This is a genomic window from Enterobacter sp. 200527-13 (assembly GCF_027924865.1).
Classification (GTDB): domain Bacteria; phylum Pseudomonadota; class Gammaproteobacteria; order Enterobacterales; family Enterobacteriaceae; genus Enterobacter; species Enterobacter ludwigii.
Genome location: NZ_BSCM01000004.1, coordinates 284,917 through 300,454 on the forward strand (window position 1 = coordinate 284,917; position 15,538 = coordinate 300,454).

At 54.1% G+C, this 15,538-nt stretch carries 15 protein-coding genes, 1 tRNA gene and 1 pseudogene; 4 read left to right on the top strand and 13 right to left on the bottom strand.

The annotated features are described in order from the left end of the window. The first annotated feature begins 154 nt into the window (after positions 1-154). The 3 genes from rpsU (at position 155) to rpoD (ending at position 4,228) form a co-directional block, all read left to right on the top strand. On the top strand, positions 155-370 hold the full coding sequence (gene rpsU, locus QMG44_RS16125; RefSeq protein ID WP_001144069.1) for a 30S ribosomal protein S21: 216 nt from the start codon (positions 155-157) through the stop codon (positions 368-370). Positions 371-484: 114 nt separating this feature from the next. After that, positions 485-2,230: a DNA primase gene (gene dnaG, locus QMG44_RS16130; protein ID WP_025202985.1), complete on the top strand. Its 1,746-nt coding sequence runs from the start codon at positions 485-487 to the stop codon at positions 2,228-2,230. A 150-nt stretch (positions 2,231-2,380) separates the two neighbouring features. Beyond that, on the top strand, positions 2,381-4,228 hold the full coding sequence (gene rpoD / locus QMG44_RS16135; RefSeq protein ID WP_020883616.1) for an RNA polymerase sigma factor RpoD: 1,848 nt from the start codon (positions 2,381-2,383) through the stop codon (positions 4,226-4,228). Between the two features lie 82 nt (positions 4,229-4,310). On the opposite strand, the pseudogene mug reads toward rpoD, so the two are convergent. After that, positions 4,311-4,817 (bottom strand): annotated as a pseudogene (gene mug, locus QMG44_RS16140) (G/U mismatch-specific DNA glycosylase). A gap of 124 nt (positions 4,818-4,941) precedes the next feature. On the opposite strand from mug, the gene QMG44_RS16145 reads away from it, so the two are divergent. After that, positions 4,942-5,017 (top strand) — tRNA-Ile (locus QMG44_RS16145). Between the two features lie 81 nt (positions 5,018-5,098). On the opposite strand, the gene QMG44_RS16150 is transcribed toward QMG44_RS16145, so the two are convergent. The 12 genes from QMG44_RS16150 to QMG44_RS16205 all read right to left on the bottom strand — a co-directional run bounded on the left by QMG44_RS16150 (position 5,099) and on the right by QMG44_RS16205 (position 15,535). Beyond that, a complete protein-coding gene (locus QMG44_RS16150; protein ID WP_025202983.1) occupies positions 5,099-5,299 on the bottom strand; it encodes an ogr/Delta-like zinc finger family protein in 201 nt (66 codons plus the stop codon). Between the two features lie 67 nt (positions 5,300-5,366). After that, entirely contained in the window at positions 5,367-6,521 is a 1,155-nt protein-coding gene (locus tag QMG44_RS16155; protein ID WP_086532091.1) for a phage late control D family protein, read from the bottom strand. Continuing rightward, positions 6,518-6,982 (bottom strand): phage tail protein, encoded by a 465-nt coding sequence (locus tag QMG44_RS16160; protein ID WP_014171677.1) that lies wholly within the window; start codon positions 6,980-6,982, stop codon positions 6,518-6,520. The genes QMG44_RS16155 and QMG44_RS16160 overlap by 4 nt, the downstream gene beginning before the upstream one ends. A gap of 11 nt (positions 6,983-6,993) precedes the next feature. Next, on the bottom strand, positions 6,994-9,441 hold the full coding sequence (locus tag QMG44_RS16165; protein WP_086532090.1) for a phage tail tape measure protein: 2,448 nt from the start codon (positions 9,439-9,441) through the stop codon (positions 6,994-6,996). Next, a complete protein-coding gene (locus QMG44_RS16170; RefSeq protein WP_014171679.1) occupies positions 9,434-9,553 on the bottom strand; it encodes a GpE family phage tail protein in 120 nt (39 codons plus the stop codon). Before QMG44_RS16170 ends, QMG44_RS16165 begins: the two co-directional genes overlap by 8 nt. A 32-nt stretch (positions 9,554-9,585) precedes the next feature. After that, entirely contained in the window at positions 9,586-9,894 is a 309-nt protein-coding gene (locus QMG44_RS16175; RefSeq protein WP_014171680.1) for a phage tail assembly protein, read from the bottom strand. A 56-nt stretch (positions 9,895-9,950) separates the two neighbouring features. Beyond that, the gene (locus tag QMG44_RS16180; RefSeq protein WP_232937744.1) at positions 9,951-10,469 is read right to left on the bottom strand and encodes a phage major tail tube protein; all 519 of its coding nucleotides are present in this window, start codon (positions 10,467-10,469) and stop codon (positions 9,951-9,953) included. A gap of 11 nt (positions 10,470-10,480) precedes the next feature. Then, a complete protein-coding gene (locus QMG44_RS16185) occupies positions 10,481-11,668 on the bottom strand; it encodes a phage tail sheath protein (protein WP_025202978.1) in 1,188 nt (395 codons plus the stop codon). A gap of 124 nt (positions 11,669-11,792) precedes the next feature. Further along, positions 11,793-12,314: a tail fiber assembly protein gene (locus tag QMG44_RS16190; RefSeq protein ID WP_165764046.1), complete on the bottom strand. Its 522-nt coding sequence runs from the start codon at positions 12,312-12,314 to the stop codon at positions 11,793-11,795. Continuing rightward, positions 12,311-14,092, bottom strand: a complete 1,782-nt coding sequence (locus QMG44_RS16195; RefSeq protein ID WP_281853202.1) for a phage tail protein — start codon at positions 14,090-14,092, stop codon at positions 12,311-12,313. The genes QMG44_RS16190 and QMG44_RS16195 overlap by 4 nt, the downstream gene beginning before the upstream one ends. A gap of 11 nt (positions 14,093-14,103) precedes the next feature. Continuing rightward, entirely contained in the window at positions 14,104-14,634 is a 531-nt protein-coding gene (locus QMG44_RS16200) for a phage tail protein I (protein WP_032678995.1), read from the bottom strand. Then, complete coding sequence (locus tag QMG44_RS16205) at positions 14,627-15,535, bottom strand: baseplate assembly protein (protein ID WP_044866165.1); 909 nt, start codon at positions 15,533-15,535, stop codon at positions 14,627-14,629. The genes QMG44_RS16200 and QMG44_RS16205 overlap by 8 nt, the downstream gene beginning before the upstream one ends. Positions 15,536-15,538 lie beyond the last annotated feature (3 nt).

Here is a 15,538-nt window from a genome sequence, read left to right on the forward strand (position 1 = left end):
CCTCGTGTATACTCCTCACCCTTATTAAAGTCCCTTTCAAAAACGCGTCGGTGCTTTACAAAGCAGCAGCATTTGCAGTAAAATTCCGCACCATTTTGAAATAAGCTGGCGTTGATGCCAGCGGCAAACCGAATTTATCAAAGGTGAGAGTTACATGCCGGTAATTAAAGTACGTGAAAACGAGCCGTTCGACGTTGCACTGCGTCGCTTCAAACGTTCATGCGAGAAAGCAGGTGTTCTGGCTGAAGTTCGTCGTCGTGAGTTCTATGAAAAACCAACGACCGAACGTAAGCGCGCTAAAGCTTCTGCTGTGAAACGTCACGCGAAGAAACTGGCTCGCGAAAACGCACGCCGTACTCGTCTGTACTAATCAATTGAGGGCCTCAGCCCTCAATGACAGACAGAGTTGTAGTCGTAAGGCCGTGCTTCCGGAAGGAATGCGCGGCTTGTTTTCGTTTATGAGTTACTAAAATTTTTGGGGCATATGGCCGGACGAATCCCACGCGTATTCATCAATGACCTGCTAGCCAGAACCGACATCGTCGATCTCATCGACGCGCGGGTAAAGCTGAAAAAGCAGGGCAAGAACTACCATGCGTGCTGTCCTTTCCATAACGAAAAAACCCCCTCCTTCACCGTAAACGGTGAAAAGCAGTTTTACCATTGCTTCGGCTGTGGTGCTCACGGTAATGCTGTCGATTTTTTAATGAACTACGACAAGCTTGAGTTCGTTGAAACCGTCGAAGAGCTGGCGGCGATGCACAACCTTGAAGTGCCGTATGAAGCAGGCAGTGGGCCAAGCCAGATCGAGCGCCATCAACGGCAGACGCTGTACCAACTGATGGATGGTCTGAACTCGTTTTATCAACAGTCTCTTAAGCACGCTGCTGCTGAGCCTGCGCGTCAGTACCTGACAGCGCGTGGACTGAGTGACGATGTGATTGCGCGTTTCGCTATTGGTTACGCCCCGCCCGGCTGGGACAACGTGTTAAAGCGTTTTGGCGGCAATAGCGAAGATCGTAAGTCTCTTATCGATGCCGGCATGCTGGTCACCAATGACCAGGGACGAAGCTACGACCGCTTCCGCGAACGGGTGATGTTCCCGATCCGCGACAAGCGTGGCCGGGTGATTGGTTTTGGTGGTCGCGTGCTGGGTGATGCCCTGCCGAAGTACCTCAACTCCCCGGAGACCGATATTTTTCATAAAGGCCGCCAGCTTTACGGTCTTTATGAGGCGCTGAAGGATAACGCGGAACCTCCGCGCCTTCTGGTCGTCGAAGGCTATATGGATGTCGTCGCGCTGGCGCAGTACGACATCAACTATGCGGTTGCATCTCTGGGCACCTCGACCACAGCCGATCACATTCAGCTGCTGTACAGGGTGACTAACAATGTCATCTGCTGTTACGACGGTGACCGTGCAGGGCGCGACGCCGCCTGGCGTGCGCTGGAAACCGCACTGCCTTATATGACCGACGGGCGTCAGTTACGCTTTATGTTCCTGCCCGACGGTGAAGACCCGGATACGCTGGTGCGTAAAGAGGGCAAAGCGGCGTTTGAAGCGCGGATGGAGCAGGCTCAGCCGCTCTCCACGTTTTTGTTTAACAGCCTGATGCCGCAGGTCGATTTGAGTACCCCTGACGGGCGCGCGCAGCTCAGCACGCTGGCGCTGCCGTTAATCAGTCAGGTGCCCGGCGAAACGCTGCGCATCTATCTGCGTCAGGAGCTAGGCAACAAGCTCGGCATTCTGGATGACAGCCAGCTTGAACGTTTAATGCCTAAACAGTCTGAAAACGGTGCGGTTCGTCCCGCGCCTCAGCTAAAACGCACAACCATGCGTATACTGATAGGGTTACTGGTTCAAAACCCCGAACTTGCTCCGCAAGTGCCATCGCTGGCGGGTTTGAACCACGAAAAATTGCCCGGGCTTGGCTTATTTTCAGAATTGGTCAACACTTGTCTGTCTCAGCCAGGTCTGACCACCGGACAACTTTTAGAACATTATCGCGGCACAAAAGAGGCTGCTACCCTTGAAAAACTGTCGATGTGGGACGATATAGCAGATAAGGACATTGCAGAAAAAACGTTCACCGACTCACTCAACCATATGTTTGATTCGATGCTTGAGCTGCGCCAGGAAGAGTTGATAGCTCGCGAGCGCACACACGGCTTAAGCAGCGAAGAACGCCGGGAACTCTGGATGCTGAACCAGGAGCTGGCAAAAAAATGAATTCAACGGCTTAAGTGCCGAATATCGATCGGGAAGCCCCCGGCAGCCGCACTGAGAGGCAGCGGCACAAATATAAGTACGCCCTCGCTTTAAAGGTTGGCAGCCCCATCGCCGACACCAATCAAACGAATTAAGTGTGGATACCGTCTTATGGAGCAAAACCCGCAGTCACAGCTGAAACTTCTTGTCCAACGCGGTAAGGAGCAAGGCTATCTGACCTATGCCGAGGTCAATGACCATCTGCCGGAAGATATCGTCGATTCAGATCAAATCGAAGACATCATCCAAATGATCAATGACATGGGTATTCAGGTGATGGAAGAAGCACCTGATGCCGATGATCTGTTGCTGGCTGAAACCTCCAACAACACTGACGAAGATGCGGAAGAAGCTGCTGCACAGGTCCTGTCCAGCGTGGAATCTGAAATCGGGCGTACCACTGACCCGGTCCGCATGTACATGCGCGAAATGGGTACCGTTGAACTGTTGACCCGCGAAGGCGAAATTGACATCGCGAAACGCATCGAAGACGGGATCAACCAGGTTCAGTGCTCTGTTGCCGAATACCCTGAAGCGATCACCTATCTGCTGGAGCAGTACGATCGTGTTGAAGCGGAAGAAGCGCGCCTGTCTGACCTGATCACCGGTTTTGTCGACCCGAACGCTGAAGAAGATATGGCACCGACCGCCACTCACGTGGGTTCTGAACTGTCTCAGGAAGAGATGGATGATGACGAAGACGAAGATGAGGAAGATGCCGACGACGACACCGCCGATGATGACAACAGCATCGACCCGGAACTGGCGCGCGAGAAGTTTGCCGAGCTGCGTACCCAGTACGAAGTCACGCGTGACACCATCAAAGCAAAAGGTCGCAGCCACGCAGCCGCACAGGAAGAGATCCTGAAACTGTCTGAAGTCTTCAAACAGTTCCGTCTGGTGCCTAAACAGTTCGACTACCTGGTTAACAGCATGCGCGTGATGATGGATCGCGTACGTACCCAGGAACGCATCATCATGAAACTGTGCGTTGAGCAGTGCAAAATGCCGAAGAAGAACTTCATCACCCTCTTCACCGGCAACGAAACCAGCGAAACCTGGTTCAACGCGGCTATCGCGATGAACAAGCCGTGGTCTGAAAAACTGCATGACGTGAAAGAAGACGTGTTCCGCGGCCTGCAGAAACTGCATCAGATTGAAGAAGAGACCGGCCTGACCATTGAGCAGGTTAAAGACATCAACCGTCGTATGTCCATCGGTGAAGCGAAAGCCCGCCGTGCGAAGAAAGAGATGGTTGAAGCGAACCTGCGTCTGGTTATCTCTATCGCCAAGAAGTACACCAACCGTGGCCTGCAGTTCCTGGATCTGATTCAGGAAGGCAACATCGGTCTGATGAAAGCGGTTGATAAGTTTGAATACCGTCGTGGTTATAAGTTCTCCACCTATGCTACCTGGTGGATCCGTCAGGCTATCACCCGCTCTATCGCGGATCAGGCGCGCACCATCCGTATTCCGGTGCATATGATTGAGACCATCAACAAGCTCAACCGTATCTCCCGCCAGATGCTGCAGGAGATGGGCCGCGAGCCAACGCCGGAAGAGCTGGCTGAGCGCATGCTGATGCCGGAAGACAAGATCCGTAAAGTGCTGAAGATCGCCAAAGAGCCAATCTCCATGGAAACACCAATCGGTGATGATGAAGATTCGCATCTGGGTGATTTCATCGAGGATACCACCCTCGAGCTGCCGCTGGACTCTGCGACGACCGAGAGCCTGCGTGCTGCAACGCACGACGTTCTGGCTGGCCTGACCGCCCGTGAAGCAAAAGTGCTGCGTATGCGTTTCGGTATCGATATGAACACCGACCATACGCTGGAAGAAGTGGGTAAACAGTTCGACGTTACCCGCGAACGTATCCGTCAGATCGAAGCGAAGGCGCTGCGTAAACTGCGCCATCCAAGCCGCTCTGAAGTACTGCGTAGCTTCCTGGACGATTAATCGATCCTGTCAGTGAAAAAGCTCCCTTTGGGGAGCTTTTTTTTGCATTTTCTCCGCCCCTCAGGGACAAGGAAACACCGCCCTACAGCCCACGCACAACCAGGGCCTCATCCAGTTCCCGATACGCCTCCACCAGCTTATCCAGCGTTGCCCTGTTAAGCCCGCTCGGGTTCGGCAGCACCCACACCTGCGTGACGCCAATGGTGATGGCCTGTTTGCCCCACTGCGCACCGCGCTGACTGAACGCCTGTTCGTAAGCCTGCTTGCCCAGGATGGCCAGCGCTGCCGGCTGATAATCTTCAATCTTCTTAATCAGCTCCCGCCCACCGCTGCGCAGTTCATGCAGGTTCACCTCACTCGCCTGAACCGTGGGCCGCTCAACCAGCATGGTAATCCCGCAGCGCGTATCCAGCAGGTGCTGCTCCTCTTAAGGCTTCAGTAGCCTGTCGGTAAACCCGGCCTGATAGATAACCTTCCAGAAGCGATTCCCCGGATGGGCAAAGTGAAAACCGGTGTGCGCCGAGGACTTCCCCGGGTTAATCCCGCAAAACACCACCCGCAAGCCCGGGGCCAGAATATCGTTGATCATCTCTACTCCCATTGATACATCCTTATGGAAGTATAAAGGATTGATTATGCATTGTTTATAAAAACAGCAGGCAGGTGTGAATGGCTGGATTGCTGAAGGGAGTTCCTCTATAATTCACCGCCACGGCCCCTTAGCTCAGTGGTTAGAGCAGGCGACTCATAATCGCTTGGTCGCTGGTTCAAGTCCAGCAGGGGCCACCAAATTTAGCTGTAGAATCAAATGATTAAGCCACTCGATTGAGTGGCTTTTTTATTGGTTTTTTTGAGCCGGTGGCGCAGTCGCTAACCGTGGGTCTGCGAAGCCGTTCGGACACGCTCAGCGGCGCCAGGTGTCGCAATCAGACGCTCCACGGACTCCATCGTCACGAACGTACAGCTGCAGTCCACATTGGTGCACTGGTGATAGCGCTCTTTGGTATTTTCACTTAAATAGCGACTGGTACGCGCATGCGCGGAATGCTTGCACTTAGGACAATGAAACATGTACCCCTCCACGTAATTCACAATTTGTGAATTTATAATACCCAAAAAGAACTCAATAGCAAATATATCACTCACTTTTGATAGAAAATTTTTCATCGGCGACGTTCAGCTCAAGCTTAAGTTGCGTGGTAAATCCACTCTCGCTGAGAGTATGAACCACCTCGTTGATAATCCACGCCTGCTCGTCAATGACCCGTTTAAAGCCGTTGACCAGCACCGGCGTTTCGGGATACAGATCGGCGCGTCCCAGCGCCAGCTGGATAGAAAAATTCACGGTACCCCGCTGAAGCGCGCGCCACTTCGCCTCTGCAGCCCTGAGCGCCTGCTCTTGAGAGGCATAAACCGTGGTGAGCTCAAAAACGTTTTCCGCCGATCCCACCAGCCTCTCTTGCGGCTTCTCTGCCTTGCCTCCTGCTCCCGCTACCGGTGTAGCGGCATCCGGGTGCTGTAGTCCTTCTGTCGGCTGCCCCCCGGGCTGACGAGCAATACTCAATTGAGTATTTTGTTGTTTTGGGTCACGCGTTTGCAGCCATTTGGCCGTCACGCCGGAATAATTTTCACGGTCAGCGACGGAAAAAAGGTGCCGATCGCCATCTCCACGCTCAATCATCATTAAGGGAAGCGGTGTGCCACTGGCCGTCACGGCATGGCCCGCTTTCATAAAAATAACCTTCCCGGCTTTGATTGAAACAAATGCACCATTACGTTCGGCCAGGCGGGAGAGAAACGCCGCGTCAGTCTCCTGAGACTGATCGATATGAGAAATGGCGATGGATGCAAGTCCCGCCCCGACGCTGGCGGTAAACCGGTTACGCTGAGCAATGGTGTTGACTATCGCGCCGATCGTCGTGTCATGCCACGACTGTTCGCGCCGCACGTTGAGCTTCCCACGAAAATCGGCGCTGCATCCTCGGATGGTCAGCGTGTCCGGCGTGCCCCGGAATTCAATCGCATCTATCGTAAAGTCCCCTTTCGGCTGGAGCGGTGTTCCTTCCCATCCCAGCCATAAGGACAGTCTTGCCCCCCGGGCAGGCAGGTCTAACAACCCGTCGGAATCATCCAGTAGAATATCCAGCTGATCGGCTTCCAGCCCACGTTTGTCGGTCATGGTCAAACTGATAAGACGATGGCTGAAATTTTGCGTGATATCGCGCTCGTCAAGCTTAAGCATAAAATCAGGGGCGATTTTCCCACCCGCCCGGATATTCATTTCGGTGATCATCCCACCAGCCCTCCAATGCTATTACGTGCGCTTTCCACCAGCTCTGAGGCTTGCGTTCTCAGGTCGCCAAACGTCGTCATCAGCGATTCGTCCACGCGTTTCAGTACCAGGGTAAAATCAATTTTCCGGGCAGTGCCATCGCTGTAAAAATCCGAATGCGTATGCGTGACTTTCTCAATGATAAACATGCCGTGAATGATGCCGGTACCGTCTATCAACGGCCATGCCCGCCCTTCATTCGCCATCAGCTCAACCGCCTTGAGAGAAAGTCGCCCTCCCGTGAGCTCCGGGTAAAGTAATCCGGAAAGGTTAAAGGATGTCTCACCTTCGCCAAGGTACTGCCAGGCTTTGGGTTTCCCGATGCGTTCGTTGGATGCCCAGCGGTAGTCTTTTGTAAATACCATTGACTGATACGGTAAGGTTCGTCGTTCAAAGACAAACAGACCCAGCACCATTAACATTTTCTCTCTCCTTAACCATACATAAAGCTGGATTGCTGCCGTCTCGCTTTTTCCTGTTCACTGCTCTCTATAGCCTCCCGGATTTGACGAGTCAGATCCGTTCCGGAGGCTGCGCTTCCCTGCAGCGTGAAGTTGTATTCACTTTTACTCTGATCGATGTAAGAACGCCCTCCCGCTGCTGCCATCGGCTGGTATCCCATGAAGCCGCTGTAAACAGGTGACGCCGGGTCCCAGGCACTGCCGGCGTCAGCAGAGGAGGTGCCTTCTTTCGGTACAGCCGAGTCGATATTGCCCGACTCTTTTTTTATGACGCCGAGTTTCTCCAGCAGCCAGCTGGCCTTGCCGCGCAGGCTGTTAAAGAGATTTAGCGGCGCCATTAGCGCATCTCCCAGCGCCTGACCGAACGCCACGCCGACATTTTTGCAGCTGTCGAGCGTTTCCTGCGTCGCCTTAATCGGCGCAATCAGATCGATGAACCACTGCCAGATCCCGCCCAGTTTTTCTGAAATGAAACCAAAGGCCTGTAACAGCGGAGAGAACAGCTCGCCCAGCGGCGCGAAGGCCGCAGAAAGCCCCTCAATCACCCCGCCAAAGAAGGCGCTAATGGGCTCCCAGTATTTAAGAATCAGTAAAGCGCCGGCGGCAATTGCCGCTCCGAGAGCAATAACGGGCCAGCTCAGGGCGCCCAGCACCGTCATGATGCTCCCCCCCACTACGCTGAATACCGTGCCCAGCATCCCGGCAGCGGTTATCACCAGATTCAGGCCTGACACAATGGGGGCGACCACCATACCTAGCGTGCCCAGGACACCGGCAAAGGCTTGTGCGCCCATAACCACGCTGACCAGGGCTTGCGTCAGTGCAGGGTTAGCGTTGACCCAGAGAGAGAGCGTACTAAGCCATCCGGTCGCGGTTGAGATCAGCGTGCGTAGGGCACCATCGGCCTTATCAAAGACATCAATCTTCAGGCCGTTTAATGCAGCCTGGAACTTGCTGATATCACCCTCGAGGTTATCGCCCTGAACCGAGGCTGTCAGCGCGGTGCTCCCCCTCGCGCCCTGGAGTGTTTGGCGCTTGTTATCCAGCGTTCCATTCCCAGCCGCTGAAACCAGTACGCCTGCGCCTTGCATCGCATCCGCACCGAAAATGGCCTTCAGGTATTCAGTTTGTTGAGCCGCACCGATTTTGCTGTTTTCGAATGAGGCAGAGATCGCCTTGAGGATATTCTCTGTCGGCAGTGGATTACCCTCGCCATCCCGGGTTTGCACCTTCAGTTCATTCAGCGCTGCAGAACGCTGCCCATCCGGCGTCTGCAGGCGGCTCAACATGGCGCTAACCTCTGCGCCGGCATCGGCACCTTTCATCCCCTTTTCCATCAGAATACCAAGCAGCGCGGTGGTCTCCTCAAGGCTGGCGCCGGCTTCTCCGGCGGCAGGTGCGGCGGATGCAACGGCGGTACTCAGTTCGGTGAGACTGGTATTGGACGCAGTGAAACCGCGGGTAAGGACATCTGCAACGCGTTCAACATCCGTATTCGCCAGGTTAAACGAGGCCTGCGTGCTGCGGATGATGTCGACCGCTTTTGCGGCATCAATATTCCCTGCGAGGCTGAGGTTAACCGTCGGCACAGTGGCGGCCACCACCCCGTCGGCGTCATAGCCTGATCGGGCCAGCTCGCCCTGCGCCCGGGTGACCACATCTGTAGAGGTTCCTGTACTGACGCTGACATCCCGTGCCTGCTGGCGAATGGCCTCCAGCCTGGTATCCCCCTTCTGCAGACCCAGGCTTGCCTGTATGGCAGACATCTGCTTTTCAAAACGGATGCCTGGGGCAATAAAGCGGGACGTCTGATTAAAGCCCGCCTTTGCCATTCCTGCGCTCGCATTAGCAAACTGCTGCACACCCGCGGCAACACGTTTGCCAGACTCGTAGCGGTTCTGAACGGTATTAAGCCGCTCCTGTTGCTGATTGACCCTGGCAAGCGCCTCTTTATGTCGATTTAGTTGTAGCGTTTTTTCGCTGATACCCTGTCTTAAACGACGCTCATCTGACGACAGCGTGCGCGTATTAATCCCTGCCTGCGCCAGCTCACCGCGCTGGCGCTGCACCGACTGGCGTAAACTGTTGTACTCAAGCTTAAGCGCGGCGGCAGATTGGCGGGCTGCCGCCAGCGCATCCGCCTGGTCACGGGTGGGGTTCTGGGTGTTTTTGAGCTGGAGCGCCAGCTCCGCGGTCTGCTGTTTCGCCCGGGCAAGAGACTGCCCCGTCACGGCGAGCTGTTCGTTGGCTTTTCTGAAGCCGTTAATGCGGCCCGCCTGTTCATCAAGCGCGCGCAACGCCGCCTCTGAATCGCGGATACTGGCCGCGAGAGAGAGACTGGCGTTCTGGATAGCGTTAAGCGGTCGGCTTGCCCGGTCGACTGCCTTAAGCAACTCCTGAAGTCTGACATTATTACTCATGGTAGTTTCCGCTTCGCTGCAGCGCCTTTTCGCGCCATATAAGGAGTTCGGTCATGCTCAGCGAGTACAGCTCTGACGGCGGCCAGTGAAAGATCACCGCGATATCCGCCATCAGATCATCGACCGACAGGTTTTCGGGAAATGTTAGCGAGCCGAAGCCGGTGACAAAAAACCGATCACCTTGCCCGCAAAAGAGAGCAGATCGGAAGCATCCAGACGCGCAATCTCATGCTCGGTCAGGGCCGGAGAGGTCATTCGCGGCAGCACTTTAATCAGCGCATCGACGTCAGATTGTGCCAGCGACGCCAGCGATACCCCACGCAGGGTCCCCGCGTTAGGTTTTGCGACGGTCACCTTTTCGATTTTTTGCTCGCCGCGCAGAACGGGGGTGTCGAGCGTAATGGTGTTCGGGTTTTCGCTTTCGTTAATGACGGTCTCGTTGATATTTTCCATTTCGTTACTCTTCAGAAAGTTAACTTACCGGCCGGCAGTCCCGGCCGGTTAAAGGTTTACAGGCCAATCGCCTTACGGTGTTCCGCCAGACGATCGACGCCGTCGACTTTCAGCACCATGTTGATGATGTCAATTTCGATGATCTCTTTGCCATCGATGGTCAGCTGGTAGTAAGCGCACTCGGTGGACATCTTGGTGGTGCCGCTCTCGCCCTGCTTGTTTTCACCACCATCAAACTCTTTATGACGGCCTCGCATGACGATTTCGACGGGGGAGATTTCGCCCGTGTCGTCACGCTGGAAGGAGCCGGTAAAACGCAGGGGCACGCTGTCCGCGCCCGGAGAGGCATACTGTGCCCACAGCGCGACGTCCGGCAGACCGCCAATGGTCCACTCAAGCGCCAGGGCATCATCGTCCAGGCCGAGGTCGACAGAGACCGAGCCCGGCATACCGCCGCCGCGATACTTCTCCAGTTTGCGGGTGAGCTTCGGTAAGGTGACAGACTCAACAACGCCCATATAGCTCAGGCCATCGTTGAACATGTTCAGATATTTAAGTTTGCGTGGTAACGCCATGCTTCAGCTCCTTAGCTGTTAACCGAATCGGACAGGTCTGCCAGATAGGTATCGGTGATGCGCTGGCGCAGGGTCAGGTTCTCCAGCGGCGGGACAGGGGTGTAGTCGTAATCGATGTACAATTTCCCTGCTTTCAGGGTCGATGCATCATTTGATTCCGGGTCATACCAGCAAGTGCCATCAACGATATAGCCGTTGGTTTTCAGCTCACGGAATTTGGCATTGATACCGGAAACGATGTCGCGGATGAGCGTTGGCGTAATGGGTTTATCCATTGCCCATGCGTGTGCTTCGGCCATGGTATCGGCCAACACCTGCGCGGTACGGGTGTAGTTTTCAAAGACGAAGAGCGGATCGTCTGAACAGGTACGGTTGCCCCAGAATTTGAAGCCGTCGTTACGAATAAGCGTGGTGACGCCGGCCTGGTTAAGCAGGTTCGCATCGGTCGCTTGTTCCTGCAGATCCCAGGACACGGAGGCGCTTACACCTGTGACACCGTTAACGCCGATGTTGGACAGGGTTTTGTGCCAGCCAATCGTCTGGTCGATTTTGGCGCGCAGGCCGAGAGCACGTGCAGTGGCCCAGGCGTGGGTCGTCGTGTTGGTGGTGGTATCCCACGCCAGAAAATCAGGGTGAATCACCATCAGCTCGCGCTGACTGAAGTTTTTGCGGTAATCGATAGCGGCTGAAATGGTTTTACAACCCCATGCGCTGACATAGCCAAACGCGCGCAGGCTCTGGCACATGGCGGCCAGCGCGGTCGCCACTTCCTGCGAATCCAGCCCCGGAACACCGAGAATACGTGGCTTAACGCCAGTGACCGTTTTCGCGGTAAGGAGCGCTTTCAGACCGGTGTACTTACCGTTTTCATCGGTTGTACCGATGATATTAGAGATAGTCTCTTTCTGTGCTTCCTCAGCGGTATCAGCGGTGCCTTCAGCGACACGTACGACAACAACAACCGGTTTACACTGATCGGCAATCGCCTGCAGGGAAGCGGACAACGTCCCCATTTTCCCGGCTTTCGCAATCGCGGTTTGCACGTTCGTAATGAGCACAGGCTCGTTTAAAGGAAATGTCTTGTCGTCCGCATCGCTGGCCGTACAGACCATGCCGATGATTGCCGTCGAGACGGTGGAAATGGTGCGGGTGCCATCGTTGATTTCGATGACTTCCACGCCGTGATGATAGTCGCCCATCCGTTTAACTCCTTCGTTTAGTGGTGAGGCTATTGTCTGTGGAGCGCACGATTGATGCGACGTATTGGGGTTGGAGAAAGGATTACACAACAAACGAAAAACCCTCCGGATGGAGGGTTTGGGGTCAGGCAGGGCGTTCTGGCCATTCAATTTCTGGTGAAGTGCTGAGATCCAGCCGGTTTAGCATCACCCGATAGTGCTTCCAGAGCAACAGCGTGGCAGCTTCCTCGTCTGTTGCAATGCCGAGTTCTGAAGCGTCCTGAAGGGGGGCGATAGTATCCGAAGCTTCGGCAAGCAATTCACTTCTTCTGGTTTCCGCCTGTTGAATTAATTCCTCCCTTGTCAACTGACGTGGAATAATTTTAGTGCCACTCCACACCCAGTCACCGTGTATATTCAGCCCTTCTGGCACTTCTGTTGGATCGACTTCCGAAACAGACATCCCCAGAGGAAAGAGGCGATCAACCTGATGACTGAAAGAGCGAATAATATTATTTTTGTCAAAGCAAATCTTCAGTGTATCAGGCTGAAAACGTGACATATGGTAATACCAGTCCAGCCCCTCCTCTGATTGAATAAATATAGCATTAAACAAAAATTCTTTATATTCTGGTTCATATTGAACGAAATTTTTAAGTGTAATCATGCTGTATGACCTACCGTAATCCATCCAATATTAGACATGTATTTTTGAATCGGACGATAAAAAATAGTATCCCCGCCGGGGTTTTGACCTTCTGCATTCCATCCAGTCATTGCGCATCCAGCCGGAACCCGTTGCCAACCGTTTTGCATAATTATGAATGACCCTTCTGCCCCCATTGCTACATCTCGAACAAAGTATTGCAACGTCCAGTCTTGCCTTGCATAAGGACTTAAATCCTGTTGTGGAGGTGGGTTATTTGACGAGTAAACTCGTACCGCTCCGCCTGATTCAAATAAACCCTGCCCGGCAACAATATTACCACCGCTAGTAACTTGCCCAGGGGCATCAAAATTACCGTTAATATCAAACAGAAAATTAACACTATTCCTGGCATCGCCAGTTAAATTGATAATCGCCGCTCCAAAAGCGTTGGTGCCAGTGCGATAAACGCCAAAACTTATCGCTGTTCCATAACCATGACCGACAGTTTCCGAAAAGCCCTTAATTATCGGTAGATAAATAGAAGTACCGTTAGGAGATTGATATCCTTTTGGCATCAAAAATGGTGCAGCATTGTTTTGATACTGATCAGCAAAAGCGCCAGAGCCGTACCAACCTGTGGGATTCGTCTGGTAATAAGTTGCATCTGACAAGTACGAAACACTTCCGCCATGATTAGTGATGACCTTTGTCCAGCCTCCCCAGACATTGTTGTCGCCATTAAGGGAGCGGAATTTAAGCTGTTTACCACCATCACCATAAGATGCAGCATACTGCACCCGATAACCGCCAAGCCCGCCAATATCGAGGATAGTTGCCTCATAACCTGGTGAATTTGTTGCATTCGAATAACAAAAGCTAACTGAATTGGATGGCAGAGCATCGGCATTTGAAAGTCCCGTGCTGGCTCTCGCAGACACTCCTCTGATAGCAACTGCACCACCATTTACCAGCACCCGACCTGGAGTAATATCGTCTGGAGCTTCCTGTATGTTTTTGGTCGCTGCCGTACCCAGGCTGCTTTTTAGTTTTGAGAGGTCATCGCCAACTATTTTCACAGCCTTAGGTGTTGCTGCAAGAGACTCGGATACACTATCAATTGTGCTACTGAGCTGAACAATACCCTTTTGTCCTGTAGTGGCGTCCTGAGCCGTGTATTTCCCGGCTGCAAGATCATAGGCGGCCTTAACCGCTTTCGGTGTTGCGGCGAGTGTCTCAGACGCACTGTCGGTCGAACTGCTGAGTTGTGTAAAGCCTTTATCCTTGGTCGTGGCATCCGGATGACGGCGGGATTGTTCATGCTCTTCAAGCTTCTCGTCTACATACTCCTGCGTCGCCATGACCATAGAAGTATCTATTGAGAGCTCGACCGAGGCGATATCGCTGACCATGATCACCATCCTCACAGTCTGCGCGCGACCTGAGCCTTCATCCAACAATGGCTTGTAACTTTCAGCCATGTTCCCGACGGCAATTAGCGTCCCGGTGTCATCATAAAGCCCCATTTCTCGCATCCAGAAACCGCCTGTTTCGGGAGGAATGAGAAGTTCTGCGATCACATAGTTCCGCTTTTTGTTGTCCTGACTGATTTTATTCAAGGCATGACGCCAGACTTCATTCACAAGCCTGGTCTGACTGGCATCCGGCATCGGCAACGTGCCGCCGCCATCACCCAGCGCCATCGCCGTAAAATTCACTTTCTTCCCGTTCGGGACGGTTGCGGCAGCCAGTTTTTCGGCGCCGACTTTGGTGATAACCGTTTTATACTTCACTGTCATTGTGCTCTCACTTATCCGGGGTAAACCGTGATGATGTCGCCGTCATAGCTCAGGGCACCGGTATAGAGATAGCCCGGAACGTCCTGAATGATATTGAGGCCGATAAGATGTCGGCTGGCAGGCTTTGCATCAGCAATAAGCCGCTCCATTTCGTAATACATTTCTTCGGTGATGCCGGTTTCCAGCACGCCAATGTCCAGGCGAAACGTGCCTGCCGGGTCGTTGGTTTGCCACCATTCCGTCACGTTGATCAGATAGCCAAGTGGCTCCACCACGCGGCGTACTGCGCCGATCGTTCCTTTGTGTGCATGGATAAACCATGCATTGCGGATAACATCGCGCTTGGTGGCCTCCGGCCAGTTTTCATCCCAGCGATCAACCGAAAACGCCCAAGCCAGCCAGGGCAACAGATTTGCCGGGCAGGTGTCGGCATTCCAGAGGTGACGAAGCGGGACGGGGGTATTCTCAATGTCGGCACAGGCGCGCGCCGCCGCGACCTCAAGCGGCGACGACCCCACCGGTAACAATCGGGTATTACTCATCGTTTCCCCCAACGGTTACGCTGTACTGGCTGCACCATGAGGCCTGGGTTTCATCAAGCACAATATCGGCCGCAGGCGCGGTCAGTTCGACGCGTTGTACACCCTCAACATGCAGTGCAGCGTAAATGGCGGACTTACGAATATCCCGCCCGAGCCGGTGCTGTGCCGTTATATAGGCCTGCAGCCGGGCCCTTGCCGCGTTGAGCACTGGCTCGCTTTCGGGACCTGGGAAGAGAAAAAGAGAAGCCGCAATGCGGTAGTCGACAATGCTGGCGGACTGAACGGTCACACGATCGGCAACGGGCCTGACGTCCTCATCGTTCAGCGCGTTGCGCACAATGGCCAGCAGCTCTTCAGACGCCACGCCGTTATTCTCCCGGGACAGCACGGAGACGGTAACGTTCGCAGGCTGAGGACTGATGACAGAGATATCCGCCACCCGGCCATCCGCGCTGCGGCCATGGAACTGATAAGCCCCCGTCGATCCCGCCACGCTCAGCCCTTCCGGGGCTTGCTGGATGCGCAAACGAAAGTCGGTGTCAGACTCCATCACTGCCGGTGTGGGCGGAAACGTCGTGTCGTCGGCAGGCGTTATCACCAGACGCGCAAGGTTAGCGTTAGCACCAAGCTGGTCGAGATCGCTACCGGTGGCGTAGGCCAGCATGACCGCACGCGCGGCCTCGTTAACGCGCTGGCGCCAGATAACTTCCCGATACGCATTCTCCTGCAGCAGTTTCACAATCGGTTCCGACTCAAGCGTCAGCGTTCGTGCAATTGCCTCCTGCTCTTCTTCGGGATAGAGCGAGACAAAAGTGGCCTTTCGTTCTGCCAGCAGCGTTTCGTAATCCACCTCCTCCACGACATCCGGCGCGGCGAGCTGGCTCAGATCAACAATAGCCATAGC

Bases quoted from the DNA above. Each gene is read 5' to 3' on its own strand.
- rpsU (WP_001144069.1), top strand. From the start codon at position 155: ATGCCGGTAATTAAAGTACGTGAAAACGAGCCGTTCGACGTTGCACTG.
- dnaG (WP_025202985.1), top strand. From the start codon at position 485: ATGGCCGGACGAATCCCACGCGTATTCATCAATGACCTGCTAGCCAGA.
- rpoD (WP_020883616.1), top strand. From the start codon at position 2,381: ATGGAGCAAAACCCGCAGTCACAGCTGAAACTTCTTGTCCAACGCGGT.
- QMG44_RS16150 (WP_025202983.1), bottom strand. From the start codon at position 5,299: ATGTTTCATTGTCCTAAGTGCAAGCATTCCGCGCATGCGCGTACCAGT.
- QMG44_RS16155 (WP_086532091.1), bottom strand. From the start codon at position 6,521: ATGATCACCGAAATGAATATCCGGGCGGGTGGGAAAATCGCCCCTGAT.
- QMG44_RS16160 (WP_014171677.1), bottom strand. From the start codon at position 6,982: ATGTTAATGGTGCTGGGTCTGTTTGTCTTTGAACGACGAACCTTACCG.
- QMG44_RS16165 (WP_086532090.1), bottom strand. From the start codon at position 9,441: ATGAGTAATAATGTCAGACTTCAGGAGTTGCTTAAGGCAGTCGACCGG.
- QMG44_RS16170 (WP_014171679.1), bottom strand. From the start codon at position 9,553: ATGGCGGATATCGCGGTGATCTTTCACTGGCCGCCGTCAGAGCTGTAC.
- QMG44_RS16175 (WP_014171680.1), bottom strand. From the start codon at position 9,894: ATGGAAAATATCAACGAGACCGTCATTAACGAAAGCGAAAACCCGAAC.
- QMG44_RS16180 (WP_232937744.1), bottom strand. From the start codon at position 10,469: ATGGCGTTACCACGCAAACTTAAATATCTGAACATGTTCAACGATGGC.
- QMG44_RS16185 (WP_025202978.1), bottom strand. From the start codon at position 11,668: ATGGGCGACTATCATCACGGCGTGGAAGTCATCGAAATCAACGATGGC.
- QMG44_RS16190 (WP_165764046.1), bottom strand. From the start codon at position 12,314: ATGATTACACTTAAAAATTTCGTTCAATATGAACCAGAATATAAAGAA.
- QMG44_RS16195 (WP_281853202.1), bottom strand. From the start codon at position 14,092: ATGACAGTGAAGTATAAAACGGTTATCACCAAAGTCGGCGCCGAAAAA.
- QMG44_RS16200 (WP_032678995.1), bottom strand. From the start codon at position 14,634: ATGAGTAATACCCGATTGTTACCGGTGGGGTCGTCGCCGCTTGAGGTC.
- QMG44_RS16205 (WP_044866165.1), bottom strand. From the start codon at position 15,535: ATGGCTATTGTTGATCTGAGCCAGCTCGCCGCGCCGGATGTCGTGGAG.